The sequence below is a fragment of the Streptomyces sp. NPDC091682 genome (assembly GCF_044756625.1).
Lineage (GTDB): Bacteria > Actinomycetota > Actinomycetes > Streptomycetales > Streptomycetaceae > Streptomyces.
Genome location: NZ_JBIVTH010000012.1, coordinates 153,005 through 167,606, shown reverse-complemented (window position 1 = coordinate 167,606; position 14,602 = coordinate 153,005). Strand labels below are relative to the sequence as shown.

9 protein-coding genes are annotated in these 14,602 nt (G+C 72.1%); 2 read left to right on the top strand and 7 right to left on the bottom strand.

Annotation, left to right across the window (positions count from 1 at the left end; genetic code table 11):
• Window positions 1-101: 101 nt before the first annotated feature.
• The 3 genes from ACIQK6_RS26595 to ACIQK6_RS26585 form a co-directional block, all read right to left on the bottom strand.
• Window positions 102-467, bottom strand: coding sequence for a hypothetical protein (locus ACIQK6_RS26595; RefSeq protein ID WP_402695599.1), 366 nt, complete (start codon window positions 465-467; stop codon window positions 102-104).
• A gap of 103 nt (window positions 468-570) precedes the next feature.
• The gene (gene rox / locus ACIQK6_RS26590; RefSeq protein ID WP_329106451.1) at window positions 571-1,998 is read right to left on the bottom strand and encodes a rifampin monooxygenase; all 1,428 of its coding nucleotides are present in this window, start codon (window positions 1,996-1,998) and stop codon (window positions 571-573) included.
• Window positions 1,999-2,326: 328 nt separating this feature from the next.
• Window positions 2,327-3,898, bottom strand: coding sequence for a S8 family peptidase (locus tag ACIQK6_RS26585; protein WP_329106449.1), 1,572 nt, complete (start codon window positions 3,896-3,898; stop codon window positions 2,327-2,329).
• Window positions 3,899-4,686: 788 nt separating this feature from the next.
• Between ACIQK6_RS26585 and ACIQK6_RS26580 the strand changes: the two genes are divergently transcribed.
• The gene (locus tag ACIQK6_RS26580) at window positions 4,687-5,670 is read left to right on the top strand and encodes a hypothetical protein (RefSeq protein WP_329106446.1); all 984 of its coding nucleotides are present in this window, start codon (window positions 4,687-4,689) and stop codon (window positions 5,668-5,670) included.
• 101 nt (window positions 5,671-5,771) lie between these two features.
• Here ACIQK6_RS26580 and ACIQK6_RS26575 read toward each other — a convergent pair whose 3' ends face one another.
• Complete coding sequence (locus ACIQK6_RS26575; RefSeq protein ID WP_329106444.1) at window positions 5,772-6,296, bottom strand: VOC family protein; 525 nt, start codon at window positions 6,294-6,296, stop codon at window positions 5,772-5,774.
• A gap of 228 nt (window positions 6,297-6,524) precedes the next feature.
• Here ACIQK6_RS26575 and ACIQK6_RS26570 point away from each other — a divergent pair, with 228 nt between their 5' ends.
• A complete protein-coding gene (locus ACIQK6_RS26570) occupies window positions 6,525-7,232 on the top strand; it encodes an intradiol ring-cleavage dioxygenase (protein WP_402695598.1) in 708 nt (235 codons plus the stop codon).
• Between the two features lie 3 nt (window positions 7,233-7,235).
• Here ACIQK6_RS26570 and ACIQK6_RS26565 read toward each other — a convergent pair whose 3' ends face one another.
• The 3 genes from ACIQK6_RS26565 to ACIQK6_RS26555 all read right to left on the bottom strand — a co-directional run bounded on the left by ACIQK6_RS26565 (window position 7,236) and on the right by ACIQK6_RS26555 (window position 14,390).
• Complete coding sequence (locus tag ACIQK6_RS26565) at window positions 7,236-7,793, bottom strand: YbaK/EbsC family protein (protein ID WP_329106440.1); 558 nt, start codon at window positions 7,791-7,793, stop codon at window positions 7,236-7,238.
• Between the two features lie 67 nt (window positions 7,794-7,860).
• Window positions 7,861-10,227: a SpoIIE family protein phosphatase gene (locus ACIQK6_RS26560; RefSeq protein ID WP_402695597.1), complete on the bottom strand. Its 2,367-nt coding sequence runs from the start codon at window positions 10,225-10,227 to the stop codon at window positions 7,861-7,863.
• 134 nt (window positions 10,228-10,361) lie between these two features.
• Window positions 10,362-14,390: a HAMP domain-containing protein gene (locus ACIQK6_RS26555; protein WP_402695596.1), complete on the bottom strand. Its 4,029-nt coding sequence runs from the start codon at window positions 14,388-14,390 to the stop codon at window positions 10,362-10,364.
• Window positions 14,391-14,602: the final 212 nt, after the last annotated feature.

Here is a 14,602-nt window from a genome sequence, read left to right as displayed (position 1 = left end):
CTCGTACATCCCGCGAGCGCGAGGATCGTGCAAGCAGCAGCGCGCATCGTTCTACGTTCTCGCAGGTCGGCGGTGTCGGACGGATCAGCTCCCTCCCTGCCTCACGGCTCGATCACGAGGATGCCGTACCCGAAGAAGGTCGCCGCGGCGAGCAGCAGCAGTGCGAGGCGGCCGGCCGAGAGCCACAGCGGGAGGAGTCGGGCCCGTTCGGCCCTGGCCCGTGACAGCAGTGTCGCCGTCGCGGCCAGGGACGCCATCAGCCCGAGGGCGGCCGCGAAGAAGGCGAGAGCCGTGGGCGAGGTGGGCCCGGTGGCGGGACCGTAGTCCTCCTCGATCCCGGGCAGCAGGAGGCCGAGACCGCACAGTACGAGGGATGCCAGGACAGTGGCCAGGACGTCGAGGGAGAGGGTGAGGGCCCAGCCGACGGGCAGCTGCCGGACCGGGCGCTGCCTCTGGTTCACTGCCATGCACTTCTCCACGGGGTGTCTGGACGCCCGGATGTCGGGACGGTCGATCTCGGACGGTCATTCTCGGCACGCATGGCCGAAAATGACCAGTCCGCATCAGAACCTAGTCCGCGGCGGTGCCGAACCACGTGGGCAACCGGTCGAGCAGGTCCTGCTGATCGTCGCCGACCCACGCCACATGGCCGTCCGGCCTCAGCAGCACCGCGGGCACGTCCAGTTCCTCGCTGACGTCGACGACGTGGTCGACGCGGTCCGTCCAACCCGCCACCGAGAGCCGGCCCGTCTGGTCCAGCAGCAGTCCGCGGCCTTCGTGCATCAGCTCGTAGAGGCTCCCCTGCTTCAGCGTGAGGTCCCGCATCCGCCGGCCGAGCAGTTCGTGGCCCTCGCCGAAGTCGTAGCGGAGCCCGATGGCGGTGATCTTCTCGATCAGGTACCGGTTGACGTCCTCGAACTGCACCAGCTCGGACAGCAGTCGGCGCACTGCCCGGGGGCCGGGCTCCGTGGACATGAGCTCCATCTGCGCGCGGGTGTTGTCCAACACGTCAGCGGCCACCGGGTGCCGTTCGGCCTCGTAGCTGTCCAGCAGCCCCTCCGGCGCCCAGCCGCCCACCTCGGCGGCGAGTTTCCAGCCGAGGTTGAAGGCGTCCTGGACGCCGAGGTTGAGGCCCTGGCCACCGGTCGGCGGGTGGATGTGCGCCGCGTCTCCGGCCAGCAGCACCCGGCCGACCCGGTAGCGCTCGGCCTGCCGGGTGGCGTCGCCGAACCGCGACAGCCAGCGCGGTGAGTGCGCGCCGAAGTCGGTGCCTCCGACGTCCCGCAGCCGTTGCTTGAACTCCGCGAAGGTCGGTGGAACGGCCCGGTCCTGCGCCACCCCCTCGGCGGGCACGACGACGCGGTACACCCCGTTCCCGAAGGGCGCCGCGCCGAACCGCTGCTGCGTCTTGCGCACTTCGGCCATCACGGCGGCCAGCGTCTCGGGGTCGGCGGTCAACTCCATCTCGCCCAGCAGCGTCTCGACCCGGGAGGGCTCGCCGGGGAAGCCGACGCCGAGCAGCTTGCGCACCGTACTGCGGCCGCCGTCGCAACCGACGAGGTGGCGCGAGCGCAGCCGCGTACCATCGGCCAGCTCGACGCCCACCCCGTCCTCGTCCTGGCTCAGCCCGACCAGTTCGCAGCCGCGCCGGATCTCGGTGCCGAGCTCGGCGGCGCGCTCGGCCAGCAGGCGATCGGTGATCGTCTGGGGGATGCCGAGGACGTACGAGTGGGCGGTGTCCATCCGCTCGGGCCACGACGTACCGAGGCCGGCGAAGAAGCCGCCGACCTCGTAGCGCTGGCCGTGCGCGAGGAACCGGTCCAACAGGCCGCGCTGGGCCAACACTTCGATGCTGCGCACGTGGAGGCCGAGCGCGCGGACCTGCGGAGTCGGCTCCGTCTCCTTCTCCAGCACGAGCACGTTCACACCGTGCAGCCGCAACTCGCAAGCCAGCATCAGACCGGTCGGTCCGCCGCCGACGACGATCACGTCAATCATCAATATCCCCCATGAGACAAGGTGGTGTCCCGCCAGCCGCCCCGCGTCCCCGCGGGCCCGTACGTCGGCCCGGCCGTACGTACGTCACGAATCCCTGATCTCGGCAGGTTCTGGCGTCGATCGGAGATTCTGCTCCATGACCAGGGTCTTGCCGCAAGGCCCCCGGTGCGCTATATCTTGAGAGTGGCAAGGAGTGCTCAACCTCCTTGCCTTTTCTTTTTGCCGCACGGACGAAACGCGGCGGAGACGCAACGCAGCGGGGGCGACCGCCCTGTGGTCGCCCCCGCCCGTTCATCGCGGCTCAGAAGTCACGCGCCGTTCCCCGGTCTCAGAACTGGAGCGCCCACGAGTCGATCTTGCCGGTGTCGACGTTCGCGTTGTCGTTCACGCGGAGCTTCCACACCCCGCCCGCCACCTCCGCGGAGGCGTTGACCGTGAAGGTCTTGATGATGTTGTCCGCGCTGCCGCCGGTACGGTTGTGCAGGGTGTAGACGGTGCCGTCGGGCGCGACCAGGTCCACCTTGAGGTCACCGATGTAGGTGTGCTTGATGTCGACCGCGACGGCCAGTGACGCCGGGGCGTTGCCCTCGACCCCGGCCACGGTGACGGGGGACTCGACGGTGGCGTTGTCGTTGATCGCGTAGTCGGCGGTGTTCTCGAACCGCTTGCCGGGCGGGACGGTGCCGCCTTCACCCACGTTGAGCAGCAGGTTCGGGGAGCCCGTGCCGGGGCTGGTCACCACGTTGGGGGTAGCTGCGGCCACCAGGCCGTCGCGGACCTGGGCGGGCGTGCTGGCCGGGTTCTGCGCCAGGTACAGCGCTGCCGCGCCGACCACGTGCGGGGTAGCCATCGAGGTTCCGGAGATGGTGTTGGTGGCCGAGTCCCCGGTGCCCCACGAGGAGGTGATGGAGGAGCCCGGCGCGAAGATGTCGAGGACGGTGCCGTAGTTGGAGTAGCTGGCCTTGGCGTCGGTGTTGGTGGTTGCGCCGACCGTGATGGCCTCGGCCACGCGCGCCGGGGACTTCGTCGAGGCGTTGGTGGACTCGTTGCCCGCGGCAACGCCGTAGGTGATGCCGGAGGCGATGGAGTTGCGCACGGCCGTGTCGAGCGCGGAGTCCGCTCCGCCGCCGAGCGACATGTTGGCCACGGCCGGCTTGACGGCATTGCGGGTCACCCAGTCGATGCCCGCGACGACCTGGGCCGTCGTGCCGCTGCCGTTGTTGTCGAGCACGCGGACGCCGACGATCTTGGCCTTCTTGGCCACGCCGTACGCGCCGCCCGCGACGGTTCCGGCGACGTGCGTGCCGTGGCCGTGGCCGTCCTGGGCGGTGTTGTCGTTGTCGATGGCGTCGTAGCCGTAGGAGGCGCGGCTGCCGAAGTCCTGGTGCGTGATGCGGACACCGGTGTCGATGATGTAGGCGGTGACGCCCTCGCCGGCCTTGTCCGGGTAGGTGTAGCTCTGGTTGAGCGGGAGCGCGCGCTGGTCGATGCGGTCCAGGCCCCACGACGGCGGGTTGGGCTGGGTCGCGTCGACGGTGAAGACGCGGTTCTGCACGACGGACTTGACCGCCGGGTCGGCGGCGAGCTTCTTCGCCTGGACCTCGGAGACCTCGACGGAGTAGCCGTTGAGGGCGGCGCTGTAGGTCTTGTCGATCTTCGCGCCGTACCGCTTCGCGACGGCCTTGCCGCTGTCGGCGGTGGAGCGTGCTGCGGAGTCCTTCAAGGTCACGATGTAGCTGCCGGAGACGGTTCCGGCGGCACCGGCGTTCTCGATCACTCCCTGCGCGCCGTGGTCGGCCGCCGAGGCGGGTAAAGCAGCGGCCGCACCGAGTGCGAGGGCGGCGACTGCGGTCGCGCTGATGCCGGCGAGCCTCCGGCGGGTGTGACGCATCACGGACATGTGGGGGGTCCTCCTCTGGGTGGACGCTGCGGGGTGGAGCAGCGACCTGACGGAGTCATGGATTCAGGCATGGCCATGACAATGCGAAGCCCGATTGGCTGTCGCCTACGAAAGGTTGACCCAGCCCTGTCGCACCCACAAGGGGGCCCACGGACGCGTAACATCCCCGCCATGCGCCGGTCATGATTGAGCAAAGGTGCTCCGCACATGACGTAGGCACGGCCCGGTCGGGCCGTCCTCGAGCCGGGCCTGCACACCGGCCCGAGGACGGCGCCCGGGTCCCGCCCGGTACACGGCTCCGCCCAGGACTGCGATTTCCCGCCGGACCCGGCCGCGGGGCCCGGACCGGCCGCGGGGGCGGACTCGCTGCCGCAGCACGGAACCGGCCGCCGCGGCCTGGGACGTTCTCGGCGGCCCTGGAGGAGGGGCCCGCCTCGGCCGCGCCGCAGACCGGGCGGGTTCACGCCAATCGGGAACTCCTCGTGCCGAGGCCGCCGAGCGACGGCCGGGGGCCCGCCGCTCCCGGATCCGCCCCTGCGGCCGGGCTCCGGAGCCGGACCCGACGGGCGGCGGCGACCCCGCGGGAATGCGCCCGGCCGCCTACCGCGGACGGTCTGCGGCGAGTTGTGAAATTTTCGTGCCCGCGGTCATCGCCCGGTCCGGCCCGGTGGTCCCGTGGTATCCCCCCGCCTCCCCCGGACGGGGGAGGCGGGTGCGACGGGCGGCCGATGCGGCGGCCCGGAGCCGCCTTCGAGGATGGGACTCCAGCTGGTGGAAGGAGAGTTCGGGTGGAACGGTGGGACCGGGTCGGGCGGCGAGCCGCGTACGGGGCGGCACTGGCGCTGCTGCCGTACCTGCTGATCAAGGTGTCCTGGGTGGTGGGGTCGCTCATGGGGCTGCTGCCGGTCGGCAGCGGGTTCGGCAAGGCGGAGTGGGTGGTGCTCAACACCGTCACGATCGGTATGGCCGCGATCGGAATCGCCCTGGCGCTCGCGCTGGTACGACCGTGGGGCATGCGGATACCGGGGGCGCTGGTCGCATTCTGCGCGTGGGTGGGGTCGGGGTTCCTCGTCTCGATCCTCCCGTTCGGCGTGCTCGGTGCGCTCCTGGACACGGGCGGCGACGCACCGGGCGGCGGAGGCGGGAGTCCTGGCGATCCGGCCGATCCGGCCATGCCGGTCTGGGAGGGCGTACTGGTCCAGTTCGGCTTCGTGGGGATGGGGCTGGGGCTGACCCTCGCGGTCCCGGCGTACCTGCGGCGCCGCTGGCCGGACGCGTTCACCGGGCGGGTCGGCGAGGGTCCGCGCACGGCCCTGCCCCGGGCTGCCGTCGTCGGTGCGGTGGTCGGGCTGCTCTGGCTGTACTGGGCGGCCGGCGGCACGGCGGGCCTCGCGCACCCGGTCGAACGGAACGCCGACTGGTACGTGCTGGGGGCGGTCTCCGGGTTCTGGGCACTGGCCGCCTCGGCCGCCGTCGGGATGATCGCCCGGGCACGACCCGCCCGCTTGCCGCGCTGGCTGCCCCTGGTGTTCGGCTGGGTCGGGTCGGGTTCGCTGTTCGCATGGAGCGGATGGAAGGTGCCCATCACCCTGTACCTGGCGTGGGCCGAACCGGTCGGCGCGCGCCCGCCCGAGAACCTCGCCGTCGCAGTGACGCTGCACGCGTGTGCGGTGGTGGCGGGCGCGACGATGCTGCGGACGCTCGTCCGCCCCCGGTCCCGAGCCGCCGAGCCCCGTGCCCGGGGCGACGCCGCTGCCCGGCCGGGGACTTGAGTGCGTGCTGGACGGTCTCCCGCCGCCGGTCCCCGCGGCCGAACAGCCTTGACCGGCCGGCCCGGGTGCGGGCTAGGCCGACAAGATCCGGAAGAGACGGCCTAGCTGGTCGGCCGCTGCGGGGTGCTGGCCACGCCGGAGGCTCGGCCGCTGAGTTCGGCGTCCAGGGTCTGTTGGGCCGTGCGCATGGATGCGGCGTACTTCGGCTCGGACATGCGCCGCCAGGCCTCGTCCGGCGCGACCTCCTCGACCCGGCTCATCACCCACCAGATGTTGCCGAACGGGTCCCTCACCCGGCCCCCTCGGTCCCCCCACGCGCTGTCGGAGGCCTCGGTGACCACGCGCGCTCCGTGGGCGACGGCTGCGGCCATGGCGGCGTCCGCGTCGCGCACGTAGATCCGCAGCATGGAGGGCGTCACCGGCCAGTCGGGCCGCCGGTCGAAGGCCAGCACGACCGTGTCGCCGACCCGGATCTCTCCGTGGCCGATGCTGCCGTCTGCGACCGCGACCCGGGCGATCTCCTCGCCGTCGAACGCCGCGGCGATGAAGTCGAGCAGCGCGCCCGTGTCGTCGGTGACGACCCACGGCGCGACGCTGGTGTACCCCTCGGGGGCGAAGTGGTCCATCGGTCCCTTCCTCTCCTGTCGCTCCTGGTGACGGCACCACCGTAGGCGCGAACGAGGCCGGTTCTCGTCCTCGTTCGCGCTCCGATCCCCCACGGCGGTGCGGTCTGCCCGGCCGGGCGTGTCGGTGGTGGCCGGGACGCCTTCGGTCCGGCACGGTGGGCGCGATCGGTGGCCGTCGTGCGCCCGTGCGCCCGTGCGTCGGTCGCGCAGCGCGCGGGAGAGGTTCGCATGACCGAGAACGGCAGTTCCCCGACCAGCCGCCGGGGCCTCCTGCTGGCCGCCGGATCGGCCGGGGTCGCGGCCCTTGCGGCGGCCTGCTCCGGCCCGACCGGGACGCGGGGAGCGGCAGGACAGCCCTCCGCGTCACCGTCCCCCGAGCCGTCGCCCGGTGGCAGTACGCCGCCCTGCGTGCTCGCCGTGGAGGCCGGCGCCGGCCCCTACTACCTGGACCTGGACCGGGTCCGCTCCGACATCACGGAGGGCCGTGGCGGCGTGCCGTTCCGGCTGGACCTGACCGTCGTACGGGCCTCGGCGGGCTGTCGGCCGGTCACCGACGCCGCGGTCGGCATCTGGCACGCCGACGCCTCGGGCGCCTACTCCACCGGCGGAGCCACCTTCCTACGGGGTACGCAGGTCACGGACGGAGCCGGCCGCAGTACGTTCCGCACGATCGTGCCCGGCTGGTACGCGGGGCTGGCTCCGCACATCCACTTCAAGGTGCGTCCCGACCGCCGCACCGAGACGACCTCGCAGTTCTTCTTCCCCGAGGACCTCCTGGTCCGGGTGTACGCGCGCCCGCCGTACGCGCAGCGCCGCGCGCCCAAGCACCCCAATGCCCGCGACAGCCGCTACCGCGCCTCGGGGTCCGCGATGACACTGGCCCTCGTCCCCGACGGGGACGGCTACCGCGCCGCGTACACCGTGGGGATCGCCTGAGCGTCACAGGAGCGCGAGGCCCTCGATCAGATCGGCCCCCGGGATCTGCGCGAACAGCTTCCCGGGTGCGATCAACTTGCCTCGCCGACGTCCGCTGCCGACGAGTACGTACGGCATGTCGGCGACCGCCGCGTCCACCAGGAGCGGCCAGCCCTCCGGCAGGCCGAGCGGGGTGATGCCCCCGTACTCCATGGCCGTCAGCTCCACGGCCGTCTCCATCGGCGCGAACGACACTTTGCGCGCGCCCAGGTGGCGCCGGACGGCGCCGTTGACGTCGACCCGGCCGGCGGAGGGCACGAGGCAGGCTGCGAGGGTGACCGCGCCCCCGCGCTTGGCGGCGACGACCACGCAGTTCGCCGACCGGTCGATGAGCTCCGGCCCGTAGTGGGCGACGAAGGCACTGGTGTCGGCGATCGCGGGGTCGGTGTCCACGTAGACGATCTGGTCGGCGGGCACGTCACCGGCCCAGCGGCGGACCGCTTCGGCGACGGGCGGGGCGAGTTCCGCGAGGCAGTCCGGAGCCGGCACCGCGTTGTCGAAGGACCCGAGGGGAGCGCGCATGTCCGCACGCTAGCACCCGTCCACGGCCCGGCGGCCGGCGTCGTCAGCCCGTGCGCGGCCCGTGCCGTCAGCCGACCTGGATTCCGATGACGCACGTGTCGTCGTCCGTGTCGGACCGGCTCTCGGCGAGGAGGCGGTCCAGCTTCCGGTCCAGGTCTCCGGCGCCGGCGGCCGCCGCGTTCATGAGGTGGCCGAGGGAGTCCTGCACCGAGGAGTCCCGCCGCTCCACCAGCCCGTCCGTGTACATCAGCAGGGTGTCGTCCGGTTCGAGCCGCACCTCCCGCTCGGTGTACGTCACTTCGGGGAGCGCACCGAGGAGCAGGCCCCCGATAAGCGGGAAGGCTTCGGCCTCGCCACCGCGGACGAGTACGGGAGGCAGGTGCCCGGCTCGTGCCCATCGCAGCACCCTGGTGCTGGGGTCGAAGATCCCGCAGACCGCGGTGGCCGTCACGTGTTTGGCGAGGTGGTGGGTGACCGTGTTGAGCCAGGACAGCAGCTGGGCGGGGCCCGCTCCGGTGACGGCGAGGCCGCGCAGCGCGTTGCGCAGGACGACCATGCCGGTGGCCGCCTCGATGCCGTGTCCGGCGACGTCGCCCACGGAGAGCAGGACCAGTCCGGAGGGAAGGACCACGGTGTCGTACCAGTCGCCGCCGACGAGGGACTCGGTCTCCGCCGGCCGGTAGCGGACGGCGACGCGCAGACCGGGTGCTTCGACGGCCGGCGGGGTGGGGGGCATGATCGCGTGCTGGAGCTGCAGGGCGAGGCGGTTGCGTTCGGCGGATTCGGCCTCGGTGTGGGCGAGTTGGTCCCGGGTCGCGGCCAGGGCGACCTCGGTCCAGTGTTGTGCGGAGATGTCCTGGTAGGCGCCGCGGACGGCGTGGAGCCGTTGGTCGGCGTCCAGGACGGGCTCGGCGACGACGCGGATGTGCCGGGTGATGCCGTCCGGCCTGCGCAGGCGAAGGTTGACGGAGGACGGGCGGCGGTAGCGCAGCACGGCCCGAAGGAAGCGGTCCAGGGCGACGGAGTCGTCGGGGTGGGCGTAGCCGGGCAGTTCCCGCAGCCGCACGGGCGGGGCGGTGGCCGGCAGTCCGTGCAGCGCGTACAGCTCCGCGTTCCAGGTGATCGCGCCGGTGACGAGGTTCTCCTCGAAGCCGCCGATCCGGCCGAGCCGCTGGGCGTGCTGGAGGAGGTCGGCCAGTCGTGCCGTCTCGTCCTCGACGCGCCAGATCAGCAGGACGGCGGCGCCGTGGCGGCTGACGCTGATGTCCGCGACCGAGGTGAGGGGGATCTGGTCGACGAGCGCGGTCAGGCTCATGCGTTCGGCGCGGAAGGGTTCGCCCGTCGCGTGCACGCGCTCGACGATGTCGAAGAGCCCGCTCTCGCCCCCGGCCATCGGATAGGCCTCCAGCAGCAGCGCGCCGTTCACGTCGCCGCGCGGCCGCCCGGCGGGATCGACGAACCGGCTGCTGGCGTGGCGGATGCGGAAGTCGGTCAGCCGTCCCTCGTGGTCGAGCACCGGGGTGAGGACCACGGCGGGGTCGTGCAGGCCCTCGGAGAGGTCGATCAGCTCCGCAACGTCCGGGAGCACCGTGTCGAGCGTGCCGGGATCGCCGGTGGGCGGGGCGTCCATGGTGCGGGCGCAGAGTTCGGCGAGGGCCTCGACCTGGCGCTCGATCTGCGGGGGTTGCGGCGCCAGGGGCTGCGGCCAGCAAATTTCGAGGACGCCGTGGATCCGTCCGCCGGTCCCGGCCGGTACGGCCATCCGTCCGCCGTCGGGCCGCTGGAGGTGTCCGATCGAGGGAGGTCCGTTCTGCTGGAGCCGGGTGAGGGTGACCAGTCGGCGCTCGTTCAGGGCGAGTCGGGCGACGGTGGAGACGCCCGGGGGGACGTGGCGCCAGCGCGCGGCTTCCCCGGGCGGGAAGCCGGCGTGGCCCGCGAGGGCCAGGGAGCCGTCGGGGGCCGCGCTCCAGACGGCGACGGCGACGGCGCCCAGGGGCCCGAGGGCGTTCGTCAGGAGGGACTCGGCCACCGCCTGGGTGTCGTCGGCGGCGGCCAGCACCCCGCTCTCGGCCGTGCGCAGCCGTACGGAGACCGTGGTGGACCCCTCGGCCGGTTCCGGCACGCCGGTGCGCCGGGTGAACGCGGCGGCGACCTCGCTGACATGGTCGCGGGAGGCCTGGTTGACGATGTCGGCGGCGAGTTCGAGCGCGGACAGCCCGGTCTCGCGGGACAGTTCGTCGAGCTGGCGTGCCGCCGCGGCGGGGGTGCAGCTCAACTGTCCGATCAGGATGCCCTTGGCCAGCTCGATCAAGGCCCTGCCGTCCGCGGCGGCGTGCGCCGCCCGCACCTCGCGGCGCAGCCGCTCGACGGTGGCGACCAGGCGTCCGAGGGGGGTCGGCGCAGGGTGCGGGGCCGGGTTTTGGGACGGCTCCATGGCGGCTGTTCCCGGGACTCCTCCCGGGAACGGTCCCACGGGTGTTCCCGGAACCGTTCCCGCGGCCGTTCCCGCAGCCGTTCCGGCGGCCGTTCCCGGCGGGCGGGCGTCGTCGTGCCGTCGTGTGCCCGGGGTCATCCGGTGAGCCAGTGCCGGACGCGGGCGATGAGGTCGTCGGCGTCGACCGGCTTGGTCACGTAGTCGCTCGCTCCGGCCGCGAGGCTCTTCTCGCGGTCGCCCGGCATCGCCTTGGCGGTGACCGCGATGATGGGCAGCCCCGCGTAGGCCGGCATCCGCCGGATCTCGGCGGTCGCCGCGTAGCCGTCCAGTTCCGGCATCATCACGTCCATCAGGATCAGGTCGACGCCCTCGTTGCGGATGAGGGTGTCGATCCCCTTGCGGCCGTCCTCCGCGTGCAGGACGCGGACACCGTGCAGTTCCAGCACCCCGCTGAGGGCGAACAGGTTGCGCGCGTCGTCGTCGACGACGAGGACGGTGCGGCCGGCCAGGTCGTCGTCGAGGGGATGGGCGGTCTGCCGGTCCTGTGCCTCCTCGTGGACGAGGGGCAGGACGTCCCCCGGTCGCTCGGCGGACAGGTGCAGCACGATGCGTTCCCTGAGCTCGTCCAGACTCGACAGCAGTTCCAGCCGGCGCGACGCGGCCCGGTCCCGCAAGGCCCGGTCCTGCCCGGTCTTCGGGCGGGGGTTGTTGTGCGCGAGGACCGGGAGGGAGGAGAGCGCCGGGTCTCCGTCGAGCGCGTCGAGGAAGCGCAGGGCCTCGCCGCCGGGCATGTCGAGTTCGAGGACGACGCAGTGGAAGGAGTGCGAGGCCAGCGCGGCGGCGGCTTCCCTCGAGCTCGTGGCGTTGACCACCTGGACGCCCTCGCGGTGTCCCCCCGGTGGCAGGTGATCGGGGGCCAGGTCCCGGTCGGCGCTCTCGGCGACGAGGGAGAGCAGGCCGTGGGGGCGCTCCTCGATCACCAGGAGGCGTCGGGCCCGGCGCTGCGGCGGGACCGCGGCTGCGGCGCTGATGGCGTCGGCCGGTACGGGACGTCCGGTGACGCCGGCGTGTCGGGCCGCCGCGGGGTCCTCGGGGAGGGGTTCCTCCTCGTAGTCCGCCCGGCTGACCGGCAGGTAGAGGGTGAAGGTGCTGCCCTGGCCCGGTGTGCTCTCCGCGATGACGGCGCCGCCGAGGAGTTGGGCGATCTCGCGGCTGATGGAGAGCCCGAGCCCGGTGCCGCCGTACTTGCGGCTGGTGGTGCCGTCGGCCTGCTGGAAGGCGCCGAAGACGGACTCCAGCTGCTGCTCCGGGATGCCGATGCCCGTGTCCCGTACCCGGAAGGCGAGCAGGGGCGCGCGGCCGGGGAGCCCGGCGGGGACCTCGGCCGGCCCCGCGGGTTCGATCCGCAGCTCGACGCCGCCGCGCTCGGTGAACTTGACCGCGTTGGAGAGCAGGTTGCGCAGGATCTGGCGCAGGCGCGCGTCGTCGGTGAGCAGGTCGGCCGGGGCGTCGGGGGCGGTGGTGACGGTGAAGTCGAGGCTCTTCTGCGTGGTCAGCGGGCGGAAGGTGGCTTCGACGTACTCCAGCAGCTGCGGCAGGTCCACCCGCTCGGGGTTGACGTCCATCTTCCCCGCCTCGACCTTCGAGAGGTCGAGGATGTCGTTGATCAGCTGGAGCAGGTCCGAGCCCGCCGAGTGGATGATGCCCGCGTACTCGACCTGTTTCGGGGAGAGGTTGCGGGTCGGGTTCTGGGCGAGCAGCTGGGCGAGGATGAGGAGGCTGTTGAGCGGGGTCCGCAGCTCGTGGCTCATGTTGGCCAGGAACTCGGACTTGTAGGTGGAGGCGCGCGACAACTGCCGTGCCCGGTCCTCCAGTTCCTGCCGAGCCTGTTCGATCTCCAGGTTCTTGGCCTCGATGTCGCTGTTCTGGCTGGCGAGGAGGGCCGCCTTCTCCTCCAGCTCCGCGTTGGAGCGCTGCAGTTCCACCTGCTGGACCTGCAGTTCCTCGGAACGTGCCTGGAGCTCCCCGGTCAGGCGCTGGGACTCCTCCAGGAGTTCGTCGGTGCGGGCGTTGGCGACGATGGTGTTGAGGTTGACGCCGATGGTCTCCATCAACTGGCCGAGGAAGTCCCGGTGCACGGGGGTGAAGGCGGAGAAGGAGGCGAGCTCGATCACCCCGAGGACCTGGTCCTCCACGACGATGGGCAGGATGATCAAGCTGCCCGGGGTGGTGTGGCCGAGCCCCGAGGAGATGACGTAGCCGGCGGGGACCTGGTCGGTGGCGATGGTCCGGTGGCTGCGCGCGGCCTGCCCCACGAGGGACTCCCCGAGGGCGAAGCCGGTGCCCTCACCGGTGCCCGCGGGGCGGCCGTAGGAGCCGACCAGGATGAGCAGGGGGCCGGCGGGGCCGTCCTCGGCGAGGTAGAAGGCCCCGTACTGGGCGGCGACGAGCGGCGTCAGTTCGTCCATGACGAGTTCCGCGACGGCGGCGAGGTCCCGATGGCCCTGCATCAAGCCGGAGATCCGGGCCAGGTTGGACTTGAGCCAGTCCTGCTCCTGATTGGCCCGGGTGCTCTCCCGCAGCGAACCGACCATGGAGTTGATGTTGTCCTTGAGCTCGGCGACCTCGCCCGAGGCGTCGACGGTGATCGAGCGGGTCAGGTCGCCCTCGGCGACCGCGCTGGCGACCTCGGCGATGGCCCGGACCTGGCGGGTGAGGTTGCCGGCCAGCTCGTTGACGTTCTCGGTCAGCCGCTTCCACGTGCCGGAGACGCCCTCGACCTCGGCCTGGCCGCCGAGTCGCCCCTCGCTGCCGACCTCGCGGGCGACGCGGGTGACTTCGGCGGCGAAGGAGGAGAGCTGGTCGACCATCGTGTTGATGGTGGTCTTCAGCTCCAGGATCTCCCCGCGCGCGTCCACGTCGATCTTCTTGGACAGGTCTCCGTTGGCGACGGCAGTCGTGACGAGCGCGATGTTGCGGACCTGGCCGGTGAGGTTGTTCGCCATGGAGTTGACGTTGTCGGTGAGGTCCTTCCAGGTGCCCGCGACGTGGGGAACCTGTGCCTGGCCGCCGAGCCGGCCCTCGGTGCCGACCTCACGGGCCACGCGGGTCACCTCGTCGGCGAACGCGGACAGCGTGTCGACCATCGTGTTGATGACGCCGGCCAGCGCGGCGACCTCGCCCTTCGCCTCCACCATGATCTTCTGCGAGAGGTCTCCGCGGGCGACGGCGGTGGCCACCTGGGCGATGGAACGTACCTGGCCCGTCAGGTTGGACGCCATGACGTTGACGTTGTCGGTGAGGTCCTTCCACGTGCCGGACACCCCGCGGACCGTGGCCTGGCCGCCCAGGTTGCCTTCGGTGCCGACCTCGCGGGCCACCCGGGTCACCTCGTCGGCGAAGGCGGAGAGCTGGTCGACCATCGTGTTGATGGTCTCCTTCAGCTCCAGGATCTCGCCCCGCGCGTCCACCCGGATCTTCTGCGTCAGATCGCCCTGGGCCACCGCGGTGGTGACCTCGGCGATCGAGCGCACCTGGGCGGTCAGGTTGTCGGCCATGACGTTGACCGACTCGGTGAGGTCCTTCCAGGTGCCGGACACGTCCTTGACGTCCGCCTGACCGCCGAGCCGCCCCTCGGTGCCGACCTCCCGGGCAACCCGGGTGACCTCTCCGGCGAAGGCGGACAGCTGGTCGACCATCGTGTTGATGGTCTCCTTCAGCTCGAGGATCTCCCCGCGCGCGGTGACGTTGATCTTCTGCGAGAGGTCGCCCTTGGCCACGGCCGTGGCGACCTGGGCGATGGAGCGGACCTGGGCCGTGAGGTTTCCGGCCATGAAGTTGACCGAATCCGTGAGGTCCAGCCAGGCGCCCCCGACTCCCGGCACGTCCGCCTGGCCGCCGAGCGTTCCCTCGGTGCCCACCTCACGGGCGACCCGGGTCACCTCGGACGTGAACAGCGACAGTTGGTCGGCCATCCCGTTGAAGACGGTGGCGATCTCGCCGAGCAGCCCGTCCGCCGAATCGGGCAGCCGGGTACGGAAGTCCCCGTCCCGTACGGCCGTCAGTCCGGCCAGCAGCTGGCGCAGTTCCGATTCGCCGATCCCGGCCTCGCCGGGGAACGCCGGTGACCCGCCCGGTGCCTGCGTGACCGTCCGCCCAGCCATCCGTCAACCTCACTCTAGACAACGACCGTGCCGGCACGGGACGGGACGTGATGGGATCCGCCATCGCCGCACGACCGGTGACGAAGGCTATCGTCGACGGCAGCGCGCCTGATCACCCGGTCGCGGGTGACGGACGGCGGGACGACAGTACGGCAGTGCTGCGGCAGGGCGGCAGGGCGGGCGACGATCGGCGGGGTGCGGGCCGAACGTGC

Coding starts and splice junctions, on each gene's coding strand:
- ACIQK6_RS26565 (WP_329106440.1), bottom strand. CDS start 7,793: ATGCGCGCTCCCCTCGGGTCCTTCGACAACGCGGTGCCGGCTCCGGAC.
- ACIQK6_RS26570 (WP_402695598.1), top strand. CDS start 6,525: ATGACCGAGAACGGCAGTTCCCCGACCAGCCGCCGGGGCCTCCTGCTG.
- ACIQK6_RS26555 (WP_402695596.1), bottom strand. CDS start 14,390: ATGGCTGGGCGGACGGTCACGCAGGCACCGGGCGGGTCACCGGCGTTC.
- ACIQK6_RS26575 (WP_329106444.1), bottom strand. CDS start 6,296: ATGGACCACTTCGCCCCCGAGGGGTACACCAGCGTCGCGCCGTGGGTC.
- ACIQK6_RS26560 (WP_402695597.1), bottom strand. CDS start 10,227: ATGGAGCCGTCCCAAAACCCGGCCCCGCACCCTGCGCCGACCCCCCTC.
- ACIQK6_RS26585 (WP_329106449.1), bottom strand. CDS start 3,898: ATGTCCGTGATGCGTCACACCCGCCGGAGGCTCGCCGGCATCAGCGCG.
- rox (WP_329106451.1), bottom strand. CDS start 1,998: ATGATTGACGTGATCGTCGTCGGCGGCGGACCGACCGGTCTGATGCTG.
- ACIQK6_RS26595 (WP_402695599.1), bottom strand. CDS start 467: ATGGCAGTGAACCAGAGGCAGCGCCCGGTCCGGCAGCTGCCCGTCGGC.